Raw genomic sequence first — 25,137 nt, 5'->3', positions numbered from 1 at the left:
TACATCCGCACCCCACCCGGTTGTGTCGAACATCACTGTCGGCGTCGTGCGAGGTCACCGGCGGTCCCCGATGGATCGACTTTGCCTCAGCGTGGAGAAAAGTATTCCCAAGTAGACGAGCGACAGACGGACGTGGCACTATGGACGACGTGAATTTCCCCGGGGTGTGGCTCGCAGCTCGACGCCACGTTGATCTCAAGCGCGTCTGCAGCGCTTGCTGTCGCCTCTAGACGACGCCCCGGCCCTGAGAAGCCCCGCTGCACGTTCGCGGGTGTGCCGCCACGTCACGTTCATTGCCCAGCCCTTGATCGGCCGGAGCACGCGTGCCCCGGCGCAGGAGAATCCATGACGTCTACGACCGATATCACCGCGACCGGCGACGCCGCCGAGCCCGCAGCGCCGCCGGCCCGTGCCGAGCGTCCCGCTCGCACTGCGGCGACAGGTGAACGTCCGGCACGCAAGAAGGCCCGCCCGGCCAAGCGTCGCGCCGAGGGGCAGTGGAAGCTCGGTTACCGCGAGCCACTCAATCCCAACGAGCAGGTCAAGAAGGACGACAACCCGCTCAACGTGCGTGCGCGGATCGAGAACATCTACGCGCACCAGGGTTTCGACTCGATCGACAAGCAGGACCTGCGCGGCCGGATGCGCTGGTGGGGTCTGTACACCCAGCGCGCCGAGGGATATGACGGCACCTGGACCGGCGACGAGAACATCGACATCCTCGAGGACAACCACTTCATGATGCGCATCCGCTGCGATGCGGGTGCCCTCAACGTCGAGCAACTGCGCACCCTCGGTGGCATCTCCACCGAGTTCGCCAGGGACACAGCCGATCTCTCCGACCGCGAGAACGTCCAGTACCACTGGATCCGGATCGAGGACGTGCCGGAGATCTGGAAGCGCATCGAGGGCGTGGGCCTCAAGACCACCGAGGCGTGCGGCGACTGCCCCCGCGTGGTGCTCGGTTCGCCGCTGGCCGGTGAGGCCGTCGACGAGGTCCTCGACCCCTCCCCCGCGATCGACGAGATCGTCCGCCGCTACATCGGCGACCCCCGGTACTCGAACCTGCCGCGCAAGTTCAAGACCGCCATCTCGGGTCTGCAGGACGTCGCGCACGAGATCAACGACATCGCCTTCATCGGCGTCGAACACCCCGAGCACGGCCCAGGTCTGGACCTGTGGGTCGGTGGCGGTCTGTCCACCAATCCGATGCTGGCGCAACGGGTCGGTGCGTGGATTCCGCTCGACGAGGTGCCCGACGTGTGGGAAGGTGTGGTCTCGATCTTCCGGGACTACGGCTACCGCCGCCTACGCACCAAGGCGCGTCTGAAGTTCCTGATCAAGGACTGGGGCATCGAGAAGTTCCGTCAGGTCCTCGAGGACGAGTACCTGGGCCGCAAGCTGATCGACGGTCCGGCCCCCGAGCCACTGACCGCCCCGCGTGACCACGTCGGTGTGCAGAAGCTCAAGAACGGGCTCAACGCAGTCGGCTTCGCCGCGATCGCCGGCCGCGTGTCGGGCACCAAGCTCTCCGCCGTCGCCGACGCCGCCGAGCGTGCCGGGTCCGACCGCATCCGCTTCACCCCGTACCAGAAGCTGATCGTCCTCGACGTCGCCGACGACAAGGTGGAGCAGCTCATCACCGAGCTGGCCGCCCAGGGGCTCTCCGCCCGGCCGTCAAACTGGCGCCGGAACCTGATGGCGTGCAGCGGAATCGAGTTCTGCAAGCTCTCGTTCACCGAGACCCGCAAGCGGTCGCAGGTGCTGGTTCCCGAGCTCGAGCAGCGGCTGGCCGACATCAACTCCGCACTCGACGTCCCGATCACCGTCAACATCAACGGCTGCCCCAACTCGTGCGCGCGTTCGCAGATCGCCGACATCGGATTCAAGGGCCAGCTCGTCGAGGACGGCAACGGCGGCCAGACCGAGGGCTTCCAGGTACACCTCGGCGGCAGCCTCGGCATGGACTCCGGCTTCGGTCGCAAGCTCCGCCAGCACAAGGTGCTCTCCACCGAGATCGGTGACTACATCGAGCGGGTGGTGCGCAACTTCATCGACCAGCGCGACGAGGGAGAACGGTTCGCCCAGTGGGCCGTTCGCGCAGACGAGGAGGCCCTCCGATGACCACCGCCACCACCGACGCCGCCACCGGCCGCCGGTTCGGCGAGGACGAGCTGCGGGCGATCGCCGAACGCGGCGCCGCCGACCTCGGTACCGACGCGTCCCCGCAGGAACTGCTGCGATGGACCGCGGAGACCTTCGGCACCAACTTCGTCGTCGCCTCCAACATGCAGGACGCCGCGCTGGTCGACCTCGCGGTCAAGCACGTCGACCGCGAACTGCTCGGTGGCGCACCGGTCAAGGTCCTGTTCCTCGACACCGGCTACCACTTCGCCGAGACCATCGGCACGCGGGACGCGGTGGAGCAGGTGTACGGCGTGGACCTGGTCAACCTGACCCCCGAGCACACCGTCGCCGAGCAGGACGAGCTGTTGGGGCGCAACCTGTTCGCGCGTGATCCCGGTGAGTGCTGCCGGATGCGCAAGGTGGTCCCGCTCAAGGCCGGACTGTCACGTTATGACGCGTGGGTCACCGGCATCCGACGGGTGGAGGCCCCGACCCGGGCCAACGCCCCGCTGATCTCCTTCGACGAGGGGTTCGGTCTGGTGAAGATCAATCCGATCGCACCATGGTCCGACGAGGAGATGAACGGCTACATCGCCGACAACGGGGTGCTGGTCAATCCGCTGGTGGACGAGGGGTATCCGTCGATCGGCTGCGCCCCCTGCACCGCCAAACCCGAACCCGGATCCGATCCCCGAAGCGGCCGGTGGGCCGGCCGTACCAAGACAGAATGTGGGCTGCACGCATGACCATCACCGATTCCTCGACCGGCGCCGCCCGCGACGTCGCCGAGTCCGACGACTTCACCACACTCGACGCCCTCGAGTCCGAGGCCATCCACATCTTCCGCGAGGTGGCCGGCGAGTTCGAGCGACCGGTGATCCTGTTCTCCGGCGGCAAGGACTCCACCGTCCTTCTGCACCTGGCACTCAAGGCGTTCTGGCCTGCGCCGCTGCCGTTCTCGCTGCTGCACGTCGACACCGGACACAACCTGCCGGAGATCATCCGGTTCCGCGACGAGATCGTCGAGCGGCACGGGCTGCGTCTGCACGTCGCCTCGGTCGAGGAGTACCTCGCCGACGGCCGCCTGACCGAGCGCCCGGACGGCATCCGCAACCCGCTGCAGACCATCCCGCTGCTCGATGCGATCACCGAGAACCGCTTCGACGCCGTGTTCGGCGGTGGCAGGCGCGACGAGGAGCGTTCGCGCGCCAAGGAGCGGATCTTCTCGCTGCGCAACGCCTTCGGCCAGTGGGATCCCAAGCGCCAGCGTCCGGAGCTGTGGAACCTGTACAACGGTCGCCACGCCCCCGGTGAGCACGTTCGCGTGTTCCCGCTGAGCAACTGGACCGAACTCGACATCTGGCGCTACATCGCCCGCGAACAGGTGCTTCTCGCACCGCTGTACTACGCGCACGAGCGTGAGGTGTACTCGCGCGACGGCATGTGGATGACCAGCGGTCCGTGGGGCGGACCGCGCGAGCACGAGACCGTCGAGACCCGCACCGTGCGTTACCGCACCGTGGGTGACGGATCGACCACCGGCGCAGTCCTTTCCGAGGCTGCCGACAACGAGGCCGTACTCGCCGAGGTCGCCGCGTCGCGGCTGACCGAACGTGGCGCCACCCGTGGTGACGACCGGGTTTCCGAGGCGGCCATGGAAGACCGTAAACGAGAAGGATACTTCTGATGACCGACTCCACCGCGGGCCTCGCCCCGGCCCCCGATCTGCTCCGCATCGCCACCGCAGGCAGTGTGGACGACGGCAAGTCGACCCTCGTGGGCCGTCTGCTCTATGACACGAAATCTGTTCTCGCCGACCAGATCGACGCCGTCACCAAGGCGTCGGTCGATCGCGGACTCGACACCCCCGACCTGTCGCTGCTGGTCGACGGTCTGCGTGCCGAGCGCGAACAGGGCATCACCATCGACGTGGCCTACCGCTACTTCGCCACGCCCGCACGCTCTTTCGTGCTGGCCGACACCCCCGGCCACGTGCAGTACACCCGCAACACCGTCTCCGGCGCCTCCACCGCGCAGCTGGTGATCCTGCTGGTCGACGCCCGCAACGGGGTCGTCGCGCAGACCCGTCGCCACGCCGCGGTGATGGCGTTGCTCGGTGTGCCGCAGCTGGTGCTGGCGGTCAACAAGATCGACCTGGTCGACGACGCGGAGTCCGTGTTCGCCTCGATCAAGGCCGATTTCGCCGAACTGACCCGCACGCTCGGGTGGGCCGACCAGCAGGTCACCTCGATTCCGGTGTCGGCGCTGCACGGCGACAACATCGCGACCCGTTCCGAGAACACCCCGTTCTACTCGGGTCCGACGCTGATCGAGCATCTCGAGACGGTGCCGAACGTGACCGACCGCCACGAGGTGGGTCTGCGGTTCCCGGTGCAGTATGTGATCCGTCCGCGCACCGCCGAGTACCCCGACTACCGCGGGTACGCCGGTCAGATCGCCGCGGGCCGGGTGAGTGTCGGTGACGAGGTGGTCGTGCTCCCCAGCGGTACCCGCACCACCATCACCCAGATCGACACGGCCGATGGCCGGCTGTCGACGGCACACACCGGCCGCAGCGTCACCCTGCTGCTCGCCGACGACGTCGACATCTCACGCGGCGACCTGATCAGTGCCGTGACCGATGCGCCCGAGCCGATCCAGCAGTTCACCGCGACCGTGTGCTGGCTGGCCGACAAGCCGTTGCGCCCCGGTGCGCGCCTGCTGCTCAAGCACGGCACCCGCACCACCCAGGCCATCGTCGGCGCTTTGGACGCCTTGTTCGATGAGCAGAACCTGACGCTGAGCGACGCCCCGGACGTGTTGGAGCTCAACCAGATCGGTCGGATCTCGGTGCAGACCGCCGAGGCCGTCCCGGCCGACGACTACCAGGTGAACTGCGAGTCGGGCAGCTTCCTGCTGATCGATCCGCAGGGCGGCAACACCCTCGCTGCCGGCCTGGTGGGCGATGCCCTGGCGTCGCTGCATCTCAAAGAGCTGGTGTGAGCGCACCGTACGACGACGTGATCGGCGGCCTGGTCGCCGGTCCACCCCCGACACTGCTGCTCGTCGCGCACGGCAGCCGTGATCCCCGTTTCGCCGACACGGCGAAGCGGGTGCGGGGGGCGGTGGCCCGGCGGTTGCCGCACGTCGCCGTGCGGATCTCGTATCTGGATCTGGATTCTCCGCTGGTCGCCGACGAGGTGGCCGCCGTGTCCGGGGCAGCGGTGGTGGTCCCCCTGCTGCTGGCCCCTGGCTATCACTCGTCGGTCGATCTGCCCGCGATCATCGCCGCGGCGGCGCCCACCGCGCCGGTGGTGACCACCGATGTCGTCGGTTCCCTGTCCCTCACCGAAGCGCTGGCCGATCGCCTGTACGAGGCCGGGATGACGCCCGACGACGGCATCCTGCTGACCGCCGTGGGTTCATCGCAGCCGTCCGCCGAGCGCCTCGTCCGGCGCCGCGCGGTGGAGTTGTCGACCCGTCTGCACCGCCCGGTCGACGTCGTTTTCGCCACCGCGCTGGGCGTCGGGAACATCAAGCTGCGCACCGCCGTCCGTCGCCTGCACAATGCCGGCGCCACCCGGATCGTCCTGAGCCCGTATTTCCTTTCGGCCGGCCTGCTGACCGAACGCGCAGAGCGAGCGCTGGACACCCTCGCCCCGGCTTCACTGGTGGCGGGCCCGATCGGTGCACACCCCGCCCTGATCGATGCGATCTGTGACAAGTACCGCGCCGGTGTACGTCAGATGCGGCCCGATCCCGTTCTCGCACCACGTCGCTGACGTCTTCCCCATCGGTTTTCGAGCAGGACGATCCCACTTCGATGGTCGAGCAGGACGATCCCCACACGCTGGTTGAGCAGGACGTCCTCACGCCAGCGAGGCCGACCGGCCGTCGAAACCTCTGTCACCTGCCGTACTCACCACCCGACCCCACCCGACAGAGATTTCGACACGCCTCGTCGCTACGCTCCCCAGCGGCATCCCACCGCTGATTGAGCCGGGACCGAGCAGAGCGAGGACCCGAGTCGAAATCTCCGCAGCGTCGTACCGAACGCACCCACCTCCGAGGTGCTCACCACCCGACCTCAGCCTGCGGAGATTTCGACACGCTTCGTCGCTACGCTCCTCAGCGGCATCCCACCGCTGATTGAGCCGGGACCGAGCAGAGCGAGGACCCGAGTCGAAATCTCCGCAGCGTCGTACCGAACGCACCCACCTCCGAGGTGCTCACCACCCGACCTCAGCCTGCGGAGATTTCGACACGCTTCGTCGCTACGCTCCTCAGCGGCTCAATCAGCAACAAACGATGGTTGAGCAGGACGTCCTCGCGCCAGCGAGGCCGACCGTCCGTCGAAACCTCTGTCACCTGCCGTGGTCACCACCCGACCCCAGCCGACAGAGATTTCGACACGCCTCGTCGCCAGGCTCCCCAGCGGCATCCCACCGCTGATTGAGCCGGGACCGAGCAGAGCGAGGACCCGAGTCGAAATCTCCGCAGCGTCGTACCGAACGCACCCACCTCCGAGGTGCTCACCACCCGACCTCAGCCTGCGGAGATTTCGACACGCTTCGTCGCTACGCTCCCCAGCGGCATCCCACCGCTGATTGAGCCGGGACCGAGCAGAGCGAGGACCCGAGTCGAAATCTCCGCAGCGTACCGAACGCACCCACCTCCGAGGTGCTCACCACCCGACCTCAGCCTGCGGAGATTTCGACACGCTTCGTCGCTACGCTCCTCAGCGGCTCAATCACCAAAAGCCGCACCCCACACGATGGTTGAGCAGGACGTCCTCGCGCCAGCGAGGCCGACCGGCCGTCGAAACCTCTGTCACCTGCCGTGGTCACCACCCGACCCCAGCCGACAGAGATTTCGACACGCTTCGTCGCTACGCTCCTCAGCGGCATCCCACCGCTGATTGAGCCGGGACCGAGCAGAGCGAGGACCCGAGTCGAAATCTCCGCAGCGTCGTACCGAACGCACCCACCTCCGAGGTACTCACCACCCGACCCCAGCCGACAGAGATTTCGACACGCCTCGTCGCTACGCTCCCCAGCGGCATCCCACCGCTGATTGAGACATCCCTGGAGGGAACTTGTCAAGCAGCCGGCTGTGTTTGGGCCTGTGACCAGGCGATTGAGGGGTTGTAGAGCTCGTGCCGGGCGAGGCACCCATGAAGGATTCCGATGAGCTTGTTCGCGAGTTGTCGAAGCGCAGCATTGTGCTTGACGTCCCGCTTTCTTTGCTTGAGGTAAAAGGCTCGCGCATGAGAGTCGTATTGGATGGCTTCCCCTGCCTGTTGTATCGCCGCATCCAACAACCACGAATTGGTGAAATGTCGGGCATGGACCACTTTCGATTTCCCCGACTGTTTGGTGATCGGACTGGTCCCAGCCGCATTCCTACGAGCCTTGGCACTGCGATACCGATCGGGCAGATCACCGAACTCGCCGAGGAGCCGAGGACCGATCGTCGCGCCCACACCCGGCTGGCTGAGGTAGATCTCGGCTAGCGGGTGCCGGGAAAAGTGGCCGGCGAGTTCCTTCTCCAGGACCCTCACCTGCCCTGCGATCGCGCGCAGGATCGCGACTTCGGCCAGCACCGTGGTGGCATACGCCTGGAGCATCACCTCGGACTGAGGTAGAGGCTCTTCCCGCAACAACTCCCGAATCCGAGCAGTCTTCAGGTCTTGCTCACGCCGCCGATACAACAACGACTTGACCTGTGGCCCAGTGAGTTTGCGGGCCTTGACCGGTCGGGCGGCACACTTGTCGAGCAAACCAAGGATCACCGAACTCGAGAACGCCACATCGAGCTCAGAAGCAATCGTCAACACCACCGGAAAGTACAGACGCAACACTGCCCGCATCCTGTTGCTGTGCCGGGCCAGATCCCATACCGCCCGCTGATGGGCACGAGCAACCACCTTGATCGATTCGGCCAGTTCCGAATCCCCACCGGACTCACGTAACTGGAGGCGACGGGTACGCACCATATCGGCCAATGCCCGAGCATCGGACTTGTCACTTTTGGCACCCGAACTCGACACGCTCTCCCGATGGCGCTTGGCCTGTTTCGGGTCCACCCCGAACACGCGGTACCCCGCGGCCTGGAGTGCCTGCACCCATGGACCATGGTCGATCTCGATACACACCAACACCTCGGATGGATCACCGTCGTCATCATCGGACATACACCCGGCAACGGTCTCGGTGAACGCGGTGATCCCGTCGACTCCTTCGGGTACCCGTACCTGCTTGAGGACACGTCCCTCGGGGTCGAGGACCGCCAGGTCGTGGTGATCTTCGGCCCAGTCATCTCCGACGAACAGCATTCGTGATTCCTCCTTTCCTGGTTGTTTCCCCAACACGGCGTGTCAGGGCGGCAGCCGGGCCGGTGGAGGAAATCGCGGGCTAATGGAGAAGAACTCACGCCCCTTTTCACTGCGGCGAAAAAGGGCCGGCGCGACATCCCATCAGCGATCACACTCCGTTGGCGCTACCAATCGGGGGCATGTTCTCAACCAAGGGCTCATCAAAGGCCCGGCCGGGACGAATGCTCACCCGATCGGCGGCTACCAAACACTGAGTGTGCCAACTTTCGTCGTCAACCTCAGCAATTCCCATTAGCCGGGACCGAGCAGAGCGAGGACCCGAGTCGAAATCTCCGCAGCGTCGTACCGAACGCACCCACCTCCGAGGTACTCACCACCCGACCCCAGCCGACAGAGATTTCGACACGCCTCGTCGCTACGCTCCTCCGCGGGTCGATCACCGTGAGTCGCGCAACGGTCGAGCTGGACGTCACGCCTCGGTGAGTGCGGCCACCTTGGTCGCGCGGGCGTAGACGGTCTCCCCTGCCTGCAGGTTGAGGGCATTCTGGTCACCACGGGTGATCTCGGCGGCGAACTCCTCGCCCGATGCGGACGCGATCAGCTCGACGCGGGTCTCGAACCCGAGGTTCACCACGCGCTGGACGGTCGCCTTGAGCACACCGGTGTCGAGCGACGCGTCGGTGGCCGGCGACGCCATCTCCGGGGTGCGGCCGAGCCGGATGTCGTGCGGCCGCACGAGGTCGCCGTTGAGCCGCACCGTCGAGCCGAGGAACGACGCGACGAAGGTGTTGGTCGGGCGGTCGTAGAGGTCGTCGGGCGTACCGATCTGCTCGATGCGGCCCTTGTTGAGCACGGCGATACGGTCGCTGACGTCGAGCGCCTCCTGCTGGTCGTGGGTGACCAGCACGGTGGTGACGTGCACCTCCTCGTGGAGGCGACGCAGCCAACGGCGCAGATCGTCACGGACCTTGGCGTCCAACGCACCGAACGGCTCGTCGAGCAACAGCACCTTGGGGTCGACGGCGAGTGCGCGGGCCAGCGCCATACGCTGCCGCTGACCACCCGACAGCTGCGCCGGGAACCGCTTCTGGAAGACGGTCAACCCGACGACGTCGAGCAGCTCGTCGACCTTGGCGTCGATCTCCTGCTTCGGTCGCTTACGGATCTTGAGGCCGAAGGCGATGTTGTCGCGCACGGTGAGGTGTTTGAACGCCGCGTAATGCTGGAACACGAACCCGATGTCGCGCTTCTGCGGCGACTTGCGGGAGACGTCGTCGTCGTCGATCAACACCGTGCCCGAATCGAGGGTGTCGAGCCCGGCGATCGCACGCAGCAGCGTGGACTTGCCCGAGCCGGACGGCCCGAGCAGCGAGGTCAGCTGGCCGTCCGGGATCTCGATGGAGACGTTGTCGAGGGCGGCGAAGTCGCCATAGCGCTTGTTCGCGCCGATCACCTTGATGGACATGTCACACGCCTTCCTTGTGCTGGTGGACGAGCTGCTTGGCATCGACGGGTTCGGGACCATGCGGCGGGGTGAGGTCGGGTTCGACGAGTTCGAGGTCGCCCGAGGTGGATTCGCTGGCATCGGCCAGTCGTGACTTGGCACGCCGTTCGATCAGCGACATGAGGACCAGCACCAGGATGGCGACGAACATCAGCAGGGTCGCCGCGGCGTAGGCGCCGAACTCGTTGTAGTCATCGGTGTAGCGGGAATGAACCAGCAGTGTCAGGGTCTGCGAGATTCCCGGATAGTTCGACGACACCATGGTCACCGCACCGTATTCACCGAGGGCTCGCGCCACGGTGAGGACGACACCGTAGGTCAGGCCCCAGCGGATGGCCGGCAGGGTGACCCGCCAGAACACCTGCCAGGCATTGGCTCCCAGGGTTGCCGCAGCCTCTTCCTGCTCGGTGCCGATCTCGCGGAGCACCGGCTCCACCTCACGGGCGACGAAGGGGAGGGTGACGAACAACGTCGCGAGCACCATGCCGGGGAACCCGAAGATCACTCGGAAGCCGAGACTCTCGATGCCCCCGAACCAGCCGCCGTAGCCCCACAGCAGGATCAGCGCGACGCCGGCGACCACCGGCGACACGGCGAATGGCAGATCGACGACGGCCTGGAGCACTCCCTTGCCAGGGAACTTTCCGCGGGCCAGCGCCAAGGCGGTGACCACACCGAACACCACGTTCAGTGGCACCACGATGACGACGATCAGCAGGCTCATCTGCAATGCGGAGATGGCCGCGGGGGTGGTGATCCACTCCCAGAACTGCACGATGCCGTGTTCGAACGAGCGGTAGAAGATGGTGCCGACGGGCACGATCAGCAGGATGAACAGGTAGACGAGTGCGATCGTGCGCAGTCCGTACCTGGTCAGTGGCGAAACCTTCATCGGTCGGCGTCCTCTCGCTTGGACTGCCACCGGCCCGCGACCCGCAGGACGAGCAGTGTCACGAACGCGATCAGTAGTAGGACCACCGAGATCGCGGCCGCGTCGACCGGGGCGTCGATCTCGATCTGCTGCTGGATGTACTGCGATGCCACCTGGGTCTCACCGGGGATGTTGCCGCCGATGAGCACCACCGAACCGAATTCGCCGATGGCCCGGGTGAACGCCAGGCCGGCACCGGTGAGGATGGCGGGCAGCAGAGCCGGGAGCACGATCTTGCGGAAGATCGTGAGGTTGTCGGCACCGAGCACCGCTGCGGCCTCCTCGACGTCGACGTCGAGTTCGATGAGCACCGGCTGCACCTGCCTCACCACGAACGGGAGGGTGACGAAGGTCAGCGCGATGACGAGCGCCGGTTTGGTGGCGTTGAGCTGGATGTCGATGGGACTGTTCGGCCCGTAGAGCGACAGCAACACGAGGCTGGCCACGATGGTGGGTAGCGCGAAGGGCAGGTCGATGATCGCGTTGACGAACCCCTTGCCGGGGAAGTCGTCACGAACCAGCACCCACGCGATGAGGGTGCCGAACACCACGTTGATCAGCGCCGCGATCACCGAGACGACCACGGTGATCCACAGGGTGTCGAGGGCCGCGGGTGCGGTGATCGCATCCCAGAAACCGCTCCACCCGTCGTCGAAGGACTGCACGGTGATCGCGGCGAGCGGCAGCAGCACGATGATGCTGAGCCACAGCCAGGCGATCCCGATGGTCGCCGGGCTGACGCCGGCGAAGGTGCGCGAGCGGCCGAGGAATCCGCCCGGTGGTTGGGAGTCGGGAACCGGTGTCGCGGTTGCCGACGTCGTCGAGTCGACCGAGGTCACTGCCTACCCCCTGAGTCGTAGATCTTGGTGATGGCGCCCTTCTTGCCGAACAGCGCCTCGTCGACGGCCTTCCAGCCGGTCAGGTCCTTGCCGTCGTTGTCCTCTGCGGTGCCCGCACCGAGCACCTTGCCGAGTTCTTTGATGGTCCACAGCTTTTCGATGTCACCCGGGAACAGGTCCCGGGTCTGTGCGGCGATCGCCGCGTCGACGGGGCGGAATCCCTGCTCCGCCCAGATCCGCTGGGCCTCCGGGGTGAACAGGTAGTTCACGAACGATCGGGCTCCCGCCAGATCGTTGGAGGTGTTCACCACCGCGACCGGGTTCTCGATCTTGAAGGTCTGCGGCGGGATCACATACTCGACCTGGCTGTTCGGCGCGGCCGTCGCATTCGCCCGGTCGAGCATGATCGCCTCGTTCTCGTAGCTGATCAGCACGTCGCCCTGACCCTGCTCGAAGGCCGTGGTGGCCTCACGACCCGACTTGGGCACCACCTTGATGTGGTCACGCACCAGTTCGGAGATGTAGTCGAGGCCGGCCTGGGAGTTGCGGCCACCGTCGCTGAGTGCGGCATACGGCGCCAGCAGGTTCCACTTGGCGGAGCCGGAACTGCCCGGGTTGGGGGTCACCACCTGCACACCCGGCTTCAGCAGATCGGCCCAGTCGTGGATGTTCTTCGGGTTGCCCTTGCGGACCACCAGCGCGACGACCGAACCGAACGGGGTGCTGTTGTTGGGTGCCTGTTCCTTCCAGTCCTTGTCGACCAGACCGGCCTTCACGAGGCGGGTGATGTCGGGCTCCACCGAGAAGTTCACCACGTCGGCGGGAACTCGGCGGGCCACCTTGCGGGACTGGTCACCGGAGGCGCCGTAGGACACCGAGAAACCGATGTCCTGACCTTCCGGGGTGGCGCGGAACGCCGGGATGATCTCGTCGTAACCGGTCTTGGGAACTGCGTAGGCGACCAGATCGAGATGCCGACTCCCGCTGGAGATATCCACTCCACCGGGTTCGTCGGTCGATCCGCCTCCACAGCCCGCGACGAGCACCATCGCCAGTGCCAACAGACACACCAGTACGGGGGTGCCGCGTCGCGTGACGGGGCCAGCGCTCACTGCTTCCTCCAGGGCTCAGTGGGGGCCGGTCGAAAATGGCTGTGACCGGCGGGGACCGGATAACGCTAACAACCGCCGAGCCGGCCGATCACCACCCGGAAACCGGGTCTGGAGTTACGCAGGGCGACGTGCTATCGGGTCAACAGCCACGCCAGGAGAACCAGAATGATGAGCGCCAGCAGCGCCATGGTCACGCGTGAGCGGATCACGTCCTACAAACCCTTTCCGTCGTCGTCGGCGAACCGTCGACGATCGATCACCGACATCACGCCATCGACCAGCAGATTCAGCACGATCGCCATCCCGATGGCCAGTGGGACCACCACGATCAGCGTGACCAGCAGCTGCGGGACGAACGACAGTCCGGTGAGCCATTCCTCGACGCCGTCCCACCACGCGAGCACGCCGTCCACCACCATCACCTCGTCCACTCCGGTCGCCACCGGACTTCAATTCAGCGTGATTCGAACTTGTCCCCGGCGCGCTCTCGGTCGAGCACCCCCGGACGCGAGTCCTCGACCATCCTATCGCTCGCGCCGAGGCCGAGAATCCCGCCGTCACCGCCTGGCCCGCCGCGGCCCCCGATTCAGTCCAGCCGCCAGTTCTCGTAGGAGCGCGCGTCCTCGATCGGTTCGACGTGGATGGTCGGCCGGATGTGGTCGAGGCGGGCGGCAAGGGCGGCCTCGACATCCTCGGCGAGGTCGTGGCCCCTGGTCACCGGCCAGTCACCGGGCACCAGCATGTGGAACTGGACGAACCGTTCGTGCGCGGACTCGCGGGTCCGCACATCGTGGAATCGCACATCGTCGGCGGCGAACCCGGCGAGTACCTCGTCGATCATCGCGCGGTCGTCGGCGGGCATCGCGGCATCCATCAGGCCCGCTGCCGAGCGCCACATCACCCGTCCCCCGACGACCAGGATGTTGATCGCCACCGCGATGGCGACGAGCGCATCCAGTGGCAGCCATCCGGTGAGTGCGACGAGTGCCACCCCCACCACCACCCCCGCCGACGTCCACACATCGGCCATCAGGTGTTTGCCGTCGGCCTGCAGGGTCAGCGACCGGTGACGGTTTCCGGCCCGCAACAACACCAGCGCGACCGCGCCGTTCACCGCCGCGGCGACCAGCGAGATGATCAGGCCGAGGCCGATCCGTTCGAGCTCGTGCGGATGCAGCAACCGGTCCACTGCACTCACGATGATCGCGATCGCCGCGATGATGATCAGCACACCCTCGAACACCGCCGAGAAGTATTCGGCTTTGGAGTGGCCGAAGTTGTGTCCCGCATCGGCCGGGCGCGCGGCCACCCGCAATGCGATGAAGGCAGCAATCGCCGCGGCGAGGTTGACCAGGGATTCCGCGGCATCCGACAGCAGACCCACCGACCCCGACACCTGCCAGGCCGCGACCTTCAGCACGATGGTCGCGAGCGCGGCCGCGACGCTCAGCAACGCGTAACGGGACAGGTCCGGACGTTCGTCGACGACGGTCACCCGACCATCAGATCACACCGCGGTCCGGGCAGCGGGTCGTCTCAACCCAGTGCCTCGACCAGTCCACGACGCCGCATCAGCGGTTCGATCCCCGGCTGTCGTCCGATCAGCTTCTCGTGCGCGACAAGCGGATCCACGCTGTCTCCGCGGGACAGTGTGGCATCGGCGAACCGTCGCCCGCTGTCCCGCCGCAGACCGCCCTCGGCAAGGAACCACTGCTCGGTCTCGGCGTCGAGCACCTCCGACCAGATGTAGGAGTAGTAGCCGGCCGAGTAGCCGCCACCGAAGATGTGGTTGAAGTACGCACTGCGATACCGCGGCGGGATGAGAGCGGTACCCACCCCGGCGGCGCGCAGCGCGTCGGCCTCGAACGCCTCGACGTCGGTGACGGCGCCCGCCGCCTCGGTCGACAGCCGATGCCAGGCCAGATCGAGTGCGGATGCGGCGAGATACTCGATGGTGCCGTGGGCGGTGTCGGCACCGGCGTCGACGCGGGCCGCCTCGGCCAGCCCGGCCGGGATCGGCTCGCCGGTCTCGTGGTGACGGGCGTAGTGCACCAACACATCCGGGTGCAGCGCCCACATCTCGTTGACCTGGGACGGGAACTCGACGAAGTCGCGGGGCACCGAGGTCCCCGACTGTGAGGGGTAGGCCACCGCCGACAGCAGTCCGTGCAGCGCGTGCCCGAACTCGTGGAACAGCGTGGTGAGCTGGTCGATCGAGAGCAGGCACGGTTCGCCGTCGTCGGGCCTGGTCAGGTTGAGCACGTTGACGATGATCGGTGCGGTCGCCAGCACACCCGACTGGTCGACGATGTTGTTCATCCACGCACCGCCCCGCTTGGACGGCCGCGCGAAGTAGTCGCCGAGGAACAGTCCGATGCTGGTCCCCGCCTCGTCGAACACCTCCCACACCCGCACGTCGGGGTGATAGGCGTGCAGGTCGGGACGTTCGGTGAAGCTCAGCCCGTACAGCTTTCCTGCCGCGTAGAACACGCCCTCGGTGATCACGGTGTCGAGTTCGCAGTAGTCGGTGAACGCCTCGAGCGACACCTCCGACTGCGAACGTCGTTGCCGTGTCAGCCAATACGTGACATCGGCGGGACCGATCGGGGCGGTGACGCCCTGACCGCGGGCGAACTCGGTGAGCGCGGCCAGTTCCCGGTCTCCGGCCCGCATCGCCGACCCGATCAGTTCGCCGAGCAACTCGTCGACGGCGGCCGGACTCGGTGCGGTCTGTTCGGCGATGACGTATTCGGCGTGGTCACGGTAGCCGAGCAGTTCGGCACGACGGGCGCGTAGGCGGACGATCTCGAGGACCATGTCGCGGGTGTCGAACTCGTTGCCGCGCGAGCACCGGTGCACCGATGCGTCGAACACACGCCGACGGGTGGCCGGGTCGTCCAGTTCGGTGAGTACCGACTGGCTGGTCGGCAGTTCCAGGGTGATCAGGTGACCGGTGTCGTGGCCGGCAGCGGTGGCCGCACGACGGGCCGCGGCGATCTCCCCGGCGCCCAGTCCGTCGAGGGCCGCGGCGTCGTCGACGAGTACCGCCGATGCGTTCGTGTCATCGAGGATCTGCTGCGAGAAGGTGGTGGTCAGGTAGGCCAGCCGCGAGGAGATGGCACGCATCTCTTGCTGTCCGGCGTCGTCGAGTCCGGCCCCCGCGCGCACCGCCTCCCGGTAGCGCGTGTCGAGCAACCGGCGCCGGTCCTCGGTGAGGTCGAGGGTGTCGGCGGCGTCATGGAGTGTCGAGATCCGCTGGAACAGGCCCGGGTTCATCGCGATGGTGTTGGCGTGATCGGTCAGCAGGGTGGACAGCTCTTGGGAGATCTCGTTGCGCCGCGGGTTGGTGTCCGGGCCGACGAGGTTGAAGAAGATGCCCGAGGCCCGCGCCAGATCGCGGCCCGACAGTTCCAGCGCCTCGATCGTGTTGGCGAAGGACGGCGACTCCGGGTTGTCGGCGATCGCGGCGACCTCGCCGAGATGAGTGGCCGTCGCCGCGGTGAACGCGGGTAGGAAGTCGTCGTCCGAGATCGACGCGAAGTCCGGGAGCCCATGGGGCAGGCCACTCGGTGCAAGAACAGGATTCACGTTCGATTCGGCAGACGCCATCACTTCCCCTTCGGTTTGTCACCCGCCGAGTCGGTCGAGAGTGCGGCCACGAAGGCCTCCTGCGGCACCTCGACTCGCCCGATGGTCTTCATCCGCTTCTTGCCTTCCTTCTGCTTCTCGAGCAGCTTGCGCTTACGGCTGATGTCGCCGCCATAACACTTGGCGAGCACGTCCTTGCGGATCGCCCGGATGTTCTCGCGCGCAATGATCTTGGACCCGATCGCTGCCTGCACCGGGACCTCGAACTGCTGACGCGGGATGAGTTCCTTGAGCTTGGTGGCCATCTTGTTGCCGTAGGCGTAGGCCGCGTCGCGGTGCACGATGGCGCTGAACGCGTCGACCGCCTCACCTTGCAGCAGGATGTCGACCTTCACCAGGTCGGCCTCCTGCTCGCCGGCCTCCTCGTAGTCGAGGCTGGCGTACCCGCGGGTGCGGGACTTCAGCGAGTCGAAGAAGTCGAAGATGATCTCGGCCATCGGCATCGTGTAGCGCATCTCCACACGGGTCTCCGACAGGTAGTCCATGCCGCCCAGTTCACCGCGGCGGGTCTGGCACAGTTCCATGATCGCGCCGATGAACTCGCTGGGCGCGATGATGGTGGTCTTGACGATCGGCTCGAAGATGTTGCGGGCCTTGCCGTCCGGCCAGTCCGACGGATTGGTGACGACGTGCTCGGTGCCGTCCTCCATCACCACGCGGTACACCACGTTGGGCGCGGTGGAGATCAGGTCGAGACCGAACTCGCGCTCGAGCCGTTCCCGGGTGATCTCCATGTGCAGCAGACCGAGGAAGCCGCAGCGGAAACCGAAGCCCAGCGCCACCGACGTCTCCGGCTCGTAGGTGAGCGCGGCGTCGTTGAGCTGCAGCTTGTCCAGCGCGTCACGCAGCACCGGGTAGTCCGATCCGTCCACCGGATACAGGCCCGAGTACACCATCGGCCGCGGTTCGCGGTATCCGGTGAGCGGCTCGGTCGCGCCGTTGCGGGCGGCGGTGACGGTGTCACCCACCTTCGACTGGCGCACGTCCTTCACGCCGGTGATCAGATAGCCCACCTCCCCCACGCCGAGTCCCTTGGACGGCTTCGGTTCCGGCGAGACGATGCCCACCTCGAGCAGTTCGTGCGTGGCGCCGGTGGACATCATCGCGATCTTCTCGCGCGGGACGATCTTGCCGTCGACGACGCGGACATAGGTCACCACACCGCGATAGGTGTCGTAGACCGAGTCGAAGATCATCGCGCGGGCCGGCGCGTCGGGATCACCGACCGGGGCCGGGATCAACCGGATCACCTCGTCGAGCAGTGCGGGCACACCCTCACCGGTCTTGCCCGACACCCGCAGCACGTCGTCGGGCTCGCAGCCGATGATGTGTGCGATCTCCCCGGCATAGCGGTCCGGGTCGGCGGCCGGCAGGTCGATCTTGTTGAGCACCGGGATGATGGTGAGGTCGTTCTCCATGGCGAGGTACAGGTTCGCCAGGGTCTGCGCCTCGATGCCCTGCGCGGCGTCGACGAGCAGCACCGCACCCTCGCACGCCTCGAGAGCACGCGACACCTCGTAGGTGAAGTCGACGTGACCGGGGGTGTCGATCAGGTGCAGGACATAGTTCTGATCACCCACCGCCCACGGCAGCCGCACGTTCTGCGCCTTGATGGTGATGCCGCGCTCACGCTCGATGTCCATCCGGTCGAGGTACTGCGCACGCATCTGCCGTTCCTCGACGACGCCGGTGAGCTGCAGCATCCGGTCGGCCAAGGTGGACTTGCCGTGGTCGATGTGCGCGATGATGCAGAAGTTCCGGATCTGCGCGGGATCGGTGAACGTGGTGTCGGCGAAGCTGGAAATCGGGATCGGCTCCTGGTTGGCGCGCCCGGCGGGCACGACAGGCGGGGTGGGTGTTTCTCTCCAGTTTGTCATGTCCCCCCGCCCGGGCACCGGGCAGCGGCTCCGATCGTCAACCGGCGAGGCCTACGCTTGCTCTCCATGACGGTCTCGCCTTTCACCGCCGACGGCGTCGTCGCCGATGTGCACCGCCCCGCCACCGACCCGATCGGGCTGGTCGTGCTCGCCCACGGCGCCGGCGGCAACCGCGACGCGAAGATCCTGCACGCCTACGCCGACGAGTTCTGCGGGCGCGGATTCGTCGTCGCCCGGATCGACCTGCCGTACCGGCAACGCCGCCCCAAGGGGCCGCCGAGTCCGGCCACGTCCGGCGCCGACCGCGACGGCATCCGGGCCGCGATCGCGGCGCTGCGCGGTGAGGCCGACGGCCCGCTCGTCGTCGGCGGACACTCCTACGGCGGCCGCCAGGTGTCCATGGTGATCAGCGAGGACGGGGTCGACCAGAGCGGGGACGGCGCCGATCTGCTGCTGCTCAGCAGCTATCCACTACACCCGCCGGGCAAGCCGGAGCGGGCCCGCGTCGAGCATCTGCCCGGCATCACCGTGCCCACGGTCGTGGTGCACGGTTCCAACGATCCGTTCGCCACCACCGACGAGATCACCGCTGCGCTCGCCCTGATCCCGGCACCGACCCGGCTCGTGGAGATCGACAAGGGCGGCCACGACCTGAAACCCGACCGCAAACCCACCGCGCCGGAGGCCGCCGCCGCGGTCACCGCCCTGCTCGCCGGAGGGGCCTCATGACCCGTCCCACGCCCCGGCGCACACCGCGTCGCGCAGCCACCGCCGCTCTCGCCCGACAAGTGCTCTACACACCGCAACTCGACGGCGACGCCGACCCCGGTGAGATCGTGTGGACCTGGGTGCCCTTCGAGGACGATCCGGCCCAGGGCAAGGATCGCCCGGTGCTCGTCGTCGGCCGGGATCCGCGCGACGACGATCCCGATCACGTACTCGGACTGATGCTCTCGAGCAAGGAACATCGACGCGACGACGAGAGCTGGATGTCGCTGGGGGCCGGTGCGTGGGATTCCGAGCAGCGCGAGAGCTTCATCCGGCTCGACCGGGTGCTGGTGATCGACGACGACACGATCCGCCGGGAGGGCGCGATCCTCGACGAGACACGATTCGCCGCCGTCGCCGCCGAGCTGCGCGGCCGCTACCGCTGGCGGTGACCCCGAACGGCCGGCGGTCCCGACGTCAGGCCAGGCGGGTGATCTCCACCACCACGTCGAGGTCGCTGGCCTGCCCGCCGGTGTAGATGCCCTTGAGCGGCGACACGTCCGAGTAGTCACGACCCACCCCCACCGACACATGCTGTTCGGTGATCGGCGTGGCGTTGGTCGGGTCGTAGCCCCACCAGCCCCCGGTCCAGGCCTCGATCCACGCGTGGCTCTGACCCTCCACGGTCTTGTCGATCTCGGCGTTGGGCTTGGGATGCAGGTAGCCCGACACATAGCGGGACGGAATCCCCAACCCGCGCAACATCAGCAGGGTCAGGTGCGCGTAGTCCTGGCAGACACCCTTGCGCTCGTTCCAGGCGTCGACGGCGGTGGTGTGCACCCCCGTGGTGCCGGGCACGTACTCCATCTCCTCGTGGACGAAGCGGCAGACCGCCTCGACCGCCGCCTCCGGGTCGAGTCCTTTGGACAGCCGCCGGGCAGTGGCCACCAGCGACCGGTTCTTCGGGACATATGCGGTGTTGGAGAGCATCTCGTCGTAGCGGTCCTCCACCGCCTCGGTGCGGATCCCGTCCCAGTCACGGGCGCGTTCGGCGCCGGGACGCTCACCCGGCTCGGTCTCCACCACCGACATCCCCGAGACCTCGAGTTCCTCGTGCGGGGCGTGCAGGTCGAATGCGGTGACCGCGGTCCCCCAATAGTCGGTGTAGCGGTAGGAGCGCGTGGCCGGGACGGTCTCCACCCGGTTGACGATCACGTTCTGGCGGTTGTCGCTGCGCGGTGTCAACCGGGCCTCGTTGTAGGACGAGGTCACCGGGCTCAGGTACGCGAAGCCCGTCGAATGCACGACTCTCAGTCGCCAGCTCACAGTTCACTCTCCTCGATGACATGCTCCTCACCGTTGCTGACCCGGGCGTCGGCCCACGAGACATACGGCGAGACATGGAAGTACTGGGCGGTGACCGCCTCGTTGACCGACCGGCACGTGTCCTGCAGGTCGAGCAGCCGCTCCTGCAGACCGTCGAGCAGGTCACCGGGTTCGAGGAACTCCAGCGAACTGCGGGCGCGGCCGAGCAGCATGAGTGCCTCGGCCTGGGCCCCGGTACGGCTCGGGCCCTTCTCCAGTTCGGCGAGGTTGTGTTCGGCCACCCGTAGGGCGTGGAACACCGATCGCGGGAACAACCGGTCGAGCAGCATGAACTCGACGATGTTCTGGGCGTTGATCACCCCGCGGTAGGTGCGCAGGAAGGTGTCGTGGGCGCCCGCCGACACCAGCACGTTGACCCATGCCGGCGAGCCGGAACGATCCCCGGCACGCGCCAGCAGCATACGAATGGTCATGTCGACGCGTTCCACCGACCGTCCCACCAGCAGATAGCGATAGCCGTCGTCGTGACTGAGTGTTGCGTCGGCGAGACCGGCGAACATGGCCGCCCGGTTCTTCACATACGAGAGGAACTCGTGCGGGCCGAGCCGCCGCGAACGCCGCTCGGCGTCACCGAGACCGTTGTAGGTGGTGTTGAGGCACTCCCACATCTCGCTGGAGGTGACCTCGCGCGCACCGCGGGCGTTCTCGCGGGCCGACCCGATCAGGTCGACGATCGACCCCACCGAATCCGCGTCGTAGGCCACGCGCTCGGTGAGTGACCACACGTCCAGGGTCTCACCGGGTTCGGGTGGCGTGAGGCCGAGCACCTGGATCACCAGGCGCACCAGACTGTCGGCGTTGGCGGTGGTGTCCTCGAGCAGCTGGTGGATCGAGACGTCCAGGATGCGTGCCATGTCGTCGGCGCGCTCGACGTAGCGCCCGATCCAGTACAGCGATTCGGCATTGCGGGCCAACATCATTGGTTCGTACCTCCCACATCTGACATGCCACCGCCGACCTGGCCCTGCTGCTGTTGCTGGGTCTGGGTGTGCAGCGGGTCGGGCGCGCTCTCGGCAGGGCGCGCCGCGGCCACACCACTCTTGGTGACGACCTTGGCGCCACTCATCTCCCGCTCCTCCGGCGAGCTGCGCGACGCGAGCACCCAGGTGTCCTTGGAACCGCCGCCCTGACTGGAGTTCACCACCAGCGAGCCCTCGGGTAGTGCGACACGGGTCAGACCACCGGGCAGCACCCACACCGACTCGCCGTCGTTGACCGCGAACGGACGCAGATCGACATGCCGGGGACTGAGGTAGTCGCCCGCCTTGGTCGGCACCGTCGACAACTGCACGACCGGCTGGGCGATCCAGCCGCGCGGATCGTTGCGGACCTTGCGAGCCAGGGTGTCGAGCTCGGCCTTGGTGGCCTCCGGACCGAACACGATCCCGTATCCGCCCGACCCCTCGACCGGCTTGACGACCAGTTCGTCGATGCGGTCGAGAACCTCTTCACACTCTTCCGGCAACCAGCACCGCAGCGTGTCGACGTTGGCGATGATCGGCTTCTCACCGAGGTAGTAGTCGATGATCTCGGGCACGTAGGTGTAGATCAGCTTGTCGTCGCCGACACCGTTGCCGACCGCCGAGGAGATGACGACGTTGCCGGCGCGGGCGGCGTTGAGGAGTCCGGCGACACCGAGCATCGAATCGGGCCGGAACTGCATCGGGTCGAGGAAGTCGTCGTCGATCCGCCGGTAGATCACGTCGACGCGCTGCTCACCCTCGGTGGTGCGCATGTAGACGACGTTGTCGCGGCAGAACAGGTCTCGGCCCTCGACGAGTTCCACACCCATGAGCCGGGCGAGCAGGGAGTGCTCGAAGTACGCCGAGTTGGCCACACCCGGGGTGAGCACCACGATGTTCGGGTCGGCCTCGTTGAACGCCGCGGAGGCCCGCAGCGCGCGCAGAAGGTGACTCGGATAGTCGGCGACCGCCCGGACCCGATGCGAGGAGAACAGATCCGGGAAGACGCGCGCCATGGTGCGCCGATTCTCCATCACATACGACACACCCGACGGCGACCGCAGATTGTCCTCGAGGACCCGGAAATCGCCGTTGGCATCGCGGACGAGGTCGATGCCTGCGACGTGGATGCGAACCCCGTTGGGCGGCCGGATGTTTGCGGCCTGACGGTGAAAGTGCTCACACGAGTGGACAAGTCGCTTCGGCAGCACGCCGTCGCGCAGGATCTCCTGCTCGCCGTAGATGTCGTCGAGGAACAGCTCGAGTGCCTGCACCCGCTGCGTGATGCCGGATTCCAGCTTGGTCCATTCCGACGCCGAGATCACCCGTGGCACAACGTCCAACGGGAACGGCCGCTCCTTGCCCGACAGTGAGAACGTGATGCCCTGATCGATGAACGCACGGCCGAGGGCATCGATCCGCGCCTCGATGTCCGAACGCTCGGACTCGGCCATCACCTTGAAGATGCCCTTGTACGCCGAGCGGACGTCGCCGTCGTTGTCGAACATCTCGTCAAAGGCGGGTCCGAACGATTTCGCATCCTCGTAGCCGGCGAAAATACCGGTGTCCGTGGGCTTTACGGAGACCGTCGACGACTTCGACTTGACCGTACGGCCATTCGATTTCGCCTTGCTCTCGGACTTCCCCGCGCCCTCGGTCTTCACTGCGGCCTTGGTGGTGGCTTTCGTGGGGCTGGATTTGCGCACCTTCTTCGCAGGCACATTCGTCGACGCGGCACTCATAACCTGACATGGTGCTACAAAACCGTCAGTTCGGCACGACGGTCGGCGATTGAGTTCACCACTGCCCGATCACGGGCCACGGCCACCGCCGGTGATCGGCACCGGTTCGGGCGTCCACAGGCCCCTGGTCGAGTCGGGTCAGTGCCCTGGCCGTGTTCCCTCGTCGAGTCCGATCGAACGGCGCACCGCCAGCGCTTTGCGCCGGGCCCGGCGCACCACGTTCATCGCCCGCGTCCGCGCCGCCGGTCCCTGTTTGGGCATCGGCATCGTCTTGACGAGTTCGGCGAGTGTGTCGAGCGCCACGTCGAGCACTTCCTCGGCGGTGGGCTCGAGGTGGCTGTCGGTGATCTCGCGGGGCACGCGTAGGTCGTCGAGGCTGCCGACCACGTGATAGCCGGCCGACGTGACCGCGTTGACCATGATGTCGGCCTGTTCTGCGGCCCACAGGCGCTGCGCCGGGGACAGTCCCTGCGGGACGCCATCACGGTCCCGGAACAGGATCTGACCGATCAACTCGCCCTTCACGACGCGCTCGTAGCGTTCCCAGGCGATGTCGTCGGGCTGCAGCCGCAGGTTCAGCCCGCGCAGGAACTCGGCCTGGGGCGCCGACAGCGACGAGTTGAGACTCGGCACCGGGATGGTGAGAGCTGCCGGATCCACACCGAGGACCTGAAGGAAGCGTTCCCACAGCCCGTCGCCGGGCACCCTGCGGGTACGCGGGACGGTGACCACGTGCACACGGTCGGGGCCGACCACATGCGCCCAGCGCCGCAGGATTCCGACGTGGTCCTGGAACTCCCAGAACGGTTCCTCGTCGGGGAGCAGACCGCCGACCGACAACGACAGCTGACCGTCGACCGGTCGGGTGTGGACCCGCACCGAGTCGATGAACTCGGCGAACGACGCCCGCCGCTGGTTCTTCACGTTCTCCTGCCACACCGACGGAAGCTGTCGTCCGAGGTCGCGGACCGTGGCCACCACGTGTACCTCGTCGGCGAAGGAGAGGTCGCCGACGAGCTCGGCGATGTGCTCCTCGGTGGCCGTGGCGAACAACTCGTGGGAGATCAGGGAGGTCTGCGGCCACGCCTGCATCTGGGCGACCAGCGTCGGCCAGGCGTTGTCGAACGCCGGGTCCACCCAGTCGAGGTACCGCCCGGGCTGCAGGTGTACCGCCGCGTGGAAGTGGTCGGAGATGACGTTCCCGGGATACAGCAGCCCGGATTCCCGCAGCGCGAGGTCACGGTTGCGCCACAACCGATCCTGCAGATGGGTGGTTCCGGTCTTCGGCAACCCGACGTGGACATAGACGGCAGACATGATGACTGCAGAGCCTAGGGGACGAACCTGACAGTTCGACCGGGACGGTAACGTTACGGTGCGATCGGTTGCCGGCCGTGCTCGAAGGCCCTGCCCGGACCGCCGTCCGGGTACCGTTCTGCCGGGATTTTGGGCGCCACGTGTCCGGCTGGTAAACTCGATCGCTGTCGCAGCGTCGGTCGTGATCACCCCCGGGTGTCGCCGTCGGAGCTGCTCAGGAGCAGTCCCGACCGAGTCGGCGCCCCACACACCCATGATCGCGTGGGTGACGGGTTGTCCGGGCGAGACCCACCCGACAACCGCACGAGAAGACATTCCCGAACAGACAGACGAGGTATAAACGCGTGGCTAACATCAAGTCGCAGGTCAAGCGCAACCGCACCAACGAGGTCCGCCGTCAGCGCAACCAGTCGATCAAGTCGTCGCTGCGCACCGCGGTCCGCGGCTTCCGCGAGGCCGTCGACGCAGGTGACAAGGACAAGGCCGGCGAGCTGCTGGTCAGCACCAGCCGCAAGCTCGACAAGGCCGCCAGCAAGGGCATCATCCACGCCAATCAGGCAGCCAACAAGAAGTCGGCGATGGCCCTGGCGCTGAACAAGCTCTGAGCCTTCCGACTCTTCCCGGTTCACACCTCCCGACCGGTCGCCTCC

At 66.8% G+C, this 25,137-nt stretch carries 21 protein-coding genes; 8 read left to right on the top strand and 13 right to left on the bottom strand.

The features are described from left to right. The first annotated feature begins 345 nt into the window (after window positions 1-345). From ACWDUA_RS08150 to ACWDUA_RS08130, 5 genes are read left to right on the top strand one after another with little or no spacing between them, the layout of a single operon-like run. Window positions 346-2,124, top strand: coding sequence for a nitrite/sulfite reductase (locus ACWDUA_RS08150; protein ID WP_449750503.1), 1,779 nt, complete (start codon window positions 346-348; stop codon window positions 2,122-2,124). Next, complete coding sequence (locus ACWDUA_RS08145; RefSeq protein ID WP_449750502.1) at window positions 2,121-2,873, top strand: phosphoadenylyl-sulfate reductase; 753 nt, start codon at window positions 2,121-2,123, stop codon at window positions 2,871-2,873. Before ACWDUA_RS08150 ends, ACWDUA_RS08145 begins: the two co-directional genes overlap by 4 nt. Further along, window positions 2,870-3,814: a sulfate adenylyltransferase subunit CysD gene (gene cysD / locus ACWDUA_RS08140; RefSeq protein WP_449750501.1), complete on the top strand. Its 945-nt coding sequence runs from the start codon at window positions 2,870-2,872 to the stop codon at window positions 3,812-3,814. Before ACWDUA_RS08145 ends, cysD begins: the two co-directional genes overlap by 4 nt. After that, window positions 3,814-5,130: a sulfate adenylyltransferase subunit 1 gene (locus ACWDUA_RS08135; protein ID WP_449750500.1), complete on the top strand. Its 1,317-nt coding sequence runs from the start codon at window positions 3,814-3,816 to the stop codon at window positions 5,128-5,130. The genes cysD and ACWDUA_RS08135 overlap by 1 nt, the downstream gene beginning before the upstream one ends. Continuing rightward, window positions 5,127-5,909, top strand: a complete 783-nt coding sequence (locus tag ACWDUA_RS08130) for a sirohydrochlorin chelatase (protein WP_449750499.1) — start codon at window positions 5,127-5,129, stop codon at window positions 5,907-5,909. The genes ACWDUA_RS08135 and ACWDUA_RS08130 overlap by 4 nt, the downstream gene beginning before the upstream one ends. Before the next feature lie 1,316 nt (window positions 5,910-7,225). Here ACWDUA_RS08130 and ACWDUA_RS08125 read toward each other — a convergent pair. The 9 genes from ACWDUA_RS08125 to lepA all read right to left on the bottom strand — a co-directional run bounded on the left by ACWDUA_RS08125 (window position 7,226) and on the right by lepA (window position 18,372). Further along, complete coding sequence (locus ACWDUA_RS08125; protein WP_449750498.1) at window positions 7,226-8,461, bottom strand: IS110 family transposase; 1,236 nt, start codon at window positions 8,459-8,461, stop codon at window positions 7,226-7,228. 469 nt (window positions 8,462-8,930) lie between these two features. Continuing rightward, window positions 8,931-9,926 (bottom strand): sulfate/molybdate ABC transporter ATP-binding protein, encoded by a 996-nt coding sequence (locus ACWDUA_RS08120; protein WP_449750497.1) that lies wholly within the window; start codon window positions 9,924-9,926, stop codon window positions 8,931-8,933. 1 nt (window position 9,927) lies between these two features. Continuing rightward, a complete protein-coding gene (gene cysW, locus ACWDUA_RS08115) occupies window positions 9,928-10,857 on the bottom strand; it encodes a sulfate ABC transporter permease subunit CysW (protein ID WP_449750496.1) in 930 nt (309 codons plus the stop codon). Further along, window positions 10,854-11,735, bottom strand: coding sequence for a sulfate ABC transporter permease subunit CysT (gene cysT, locus ACWDUA_RS08110; protein WP_449750495.1), 882 nt, complete (start codon window positions 11,733-11,735; stop codon window positions 10,854-10,856). The genes cysW and cysT overlap by 4 nt, the downstream gene beginning before the upstream one ends. Beyond that, window positions 11,732-12,847: a sulfate ABC transporter substrate-binding protein gene (locus tag ACWDUA_RS08105; protein ID WP_449750494.1), complete on the bottom strand. Its 1,116-nt coding sequence runs from the start codon at window positions 12,845-12,847 to the stop codon at window positions 11,732-11,734. The genes cysT and ACWDUA_RS08105 overlap by 4 nt, the downstream gene beginning before the upstream one ends. A gap of 212 nt (window positions 12,848-13,059) precedes the next feature. Further along, window positions 13,060-13,266 (bottom strand): hypothetical protein, encoded by a 207-nt coding sequence (locus tag ACWDUA_RS08100; RefSeq protein WP_449750541.1) that lies wholly within the window; start codon window positions 13,264-13,266, stop codon window positions 13,060-13,062. Between the two features lie 167 nt (window positions 13,267-13,433). Then, window positions 13,434-14,342, bottom strand: a complete 909-nt coding sequence (locus ACWDUA_RS08095) for a cation diffusion facilitator family transporter (RefSeq protein WP_449750493.1) — start codon at window positions 14,340-14,342, stop codon at window positions 13,434-13,436. Between the two features lie 41 nt (window positions 14,343-14,383). Further along, window positions 14,384-16,456: a M3 family metallopeptidase gene (locus ACWDUA_RS08090; protein WP_449750492.1), complete on the bottom strand. Its 2,073-nt coding sequence runs from the start codon at window positions 16,454-16,456 to the stop codon at window positions 14,384-14,386. Further along, complete coding sequence (gene lepA, locus ACWDUA_RS08085; protein WP_449750491.1) at window positions 16,456-18,372, bottom strand: translation elongation factor 4; 1,917 nt, start codon at window positions 18,370-18,372, stop codon at window positions 16,456-16,458. The genes ACWDUA_RS08090 and lepA overlap by 1 nt, the downstream gene beginning before the upstream one ends. A 66-nt stretch (window positions 18,373-18,438) precedes the next feature. Between lepA and ACWDUA_RS08080 the strand changes: the two genes are divergently transcribed. Beyond that, window positions 18,439-19,101, top strand: coding sequence for an alpha/beta hydrolase family protein (locus ACWDUA_RS08080; protein WP_449750490.1), 663 nt, complete (start codon window positions 18,439-18,441; stop codon window positions 19,099-19,101). Further along, window positions 19,098-19,532 (top strand): type II toxin-antitoxin system PemK/MazF family toxin, encoded by a 435-nt coding sequence (locus ACWDUA_RS08075; protein ID WP_449750489.1) that lies wholly within the window; start codon window positions 19,098-19,100, stop codon window positions 19,530-19,532. Before ACWDUA_RS08080 ends, ACWDUA_RS08075 begins: the two co-directional genes overlap by 4 nt. Before the next feature lie 25 nt (window positions 19,533-19,557). On the opposite strand, the gene ACWDUA_RS08070 is transcribed toward ACWDUA_RS08075, so the two are convergent. From ACWDUA_RS08070 to ACWDUA_RS08055, 4 genes are all read right to left on the bottom strand, one after another. After that, window positions 19,558-20,406 carry a transglutaminase family protein gene (locus ACWDUA_RS08070; RefSeq protein ID WP_449750488.1) on the bottom strand — a complete coding sequence of 283 codons (849 nt, stop codon included), beginning with the start codon at window positions 20,404-20,406 and terminating at the stop codon, window positions 19,558-19,560. After that, window positions 20,403-21,386 (bottom strand): alpha-E domain-containing protein, encoded by a 984-nt coding sequence (locus ACWDUA_RS08065; protein WP_449750487.1) that lies wholly within the window; start codon window positions 21,384-21,386, stop codon window positions 20,403-20,405. The genes ACWDUA_RS08070 and ACWDUA_RS08065 overlap by 4 nt, the downstream gene beginning before the upstream one ends. Further along, on the bottom strand, window positions 21,383-23,170 hold the full coding sequence (locus ACWDUA_RS08060) for a circularly permuted type 2 ATP-grasp protein (RefSeq protein ID WP_449750486.1): 1,788 nt from the start codon (window positions 23,168-23,170) through the stop codon (window positions 21,383-21,385). The genes ACWDUA_RS08065 and ACWDUA_RS08060 overlap by 4 nt, the downstream gene beginning before the upstream one ends. Window positions 23,171-23,308: 138 nt before the next feature. Then, window positions 23,309-24,487 carry a sulfotransferase family protein gene (locus ACWDUA_RS08055; RefSeq protein WP_449750485.1) on the bottom strand — a complete coding sequence of 393 codons (1,179 nt, stop codon included), beginning with the start codon at window positions 24,485-24,487 and terminating at the stop codon, window positions 23,309-23,311. 344 nt (window positions 24,488-24,831) lie between these two features. Between ACWDUA_RS08055 and rpsT the strand changes: the two genes are divergently transcribed. After that, the gene (gene rpsT, locus ACWDUA_RS08050) at window positions 24,832-25,092 is read left to right on the top strand and encodes a 30S ribosomal protein S20 (RefSeq protein WP_449750484.1); all 261 of its coding nucleotides are present in this window, start codon (window positions 24,832-24,834) and stop codon (window positions 25,090-25,092) included. Window positions 25,093-25,137 lie beyond the last annotated feature (45 nt).

Source organism: Gordonia sp. NPDC003376, from assembly GCF_053589235.1.
The sequence above is the reverse complement of the archived record's forward strand: the minus strand, read 5'-3'. Positions and strand labels throughout refer to the sequence as shown.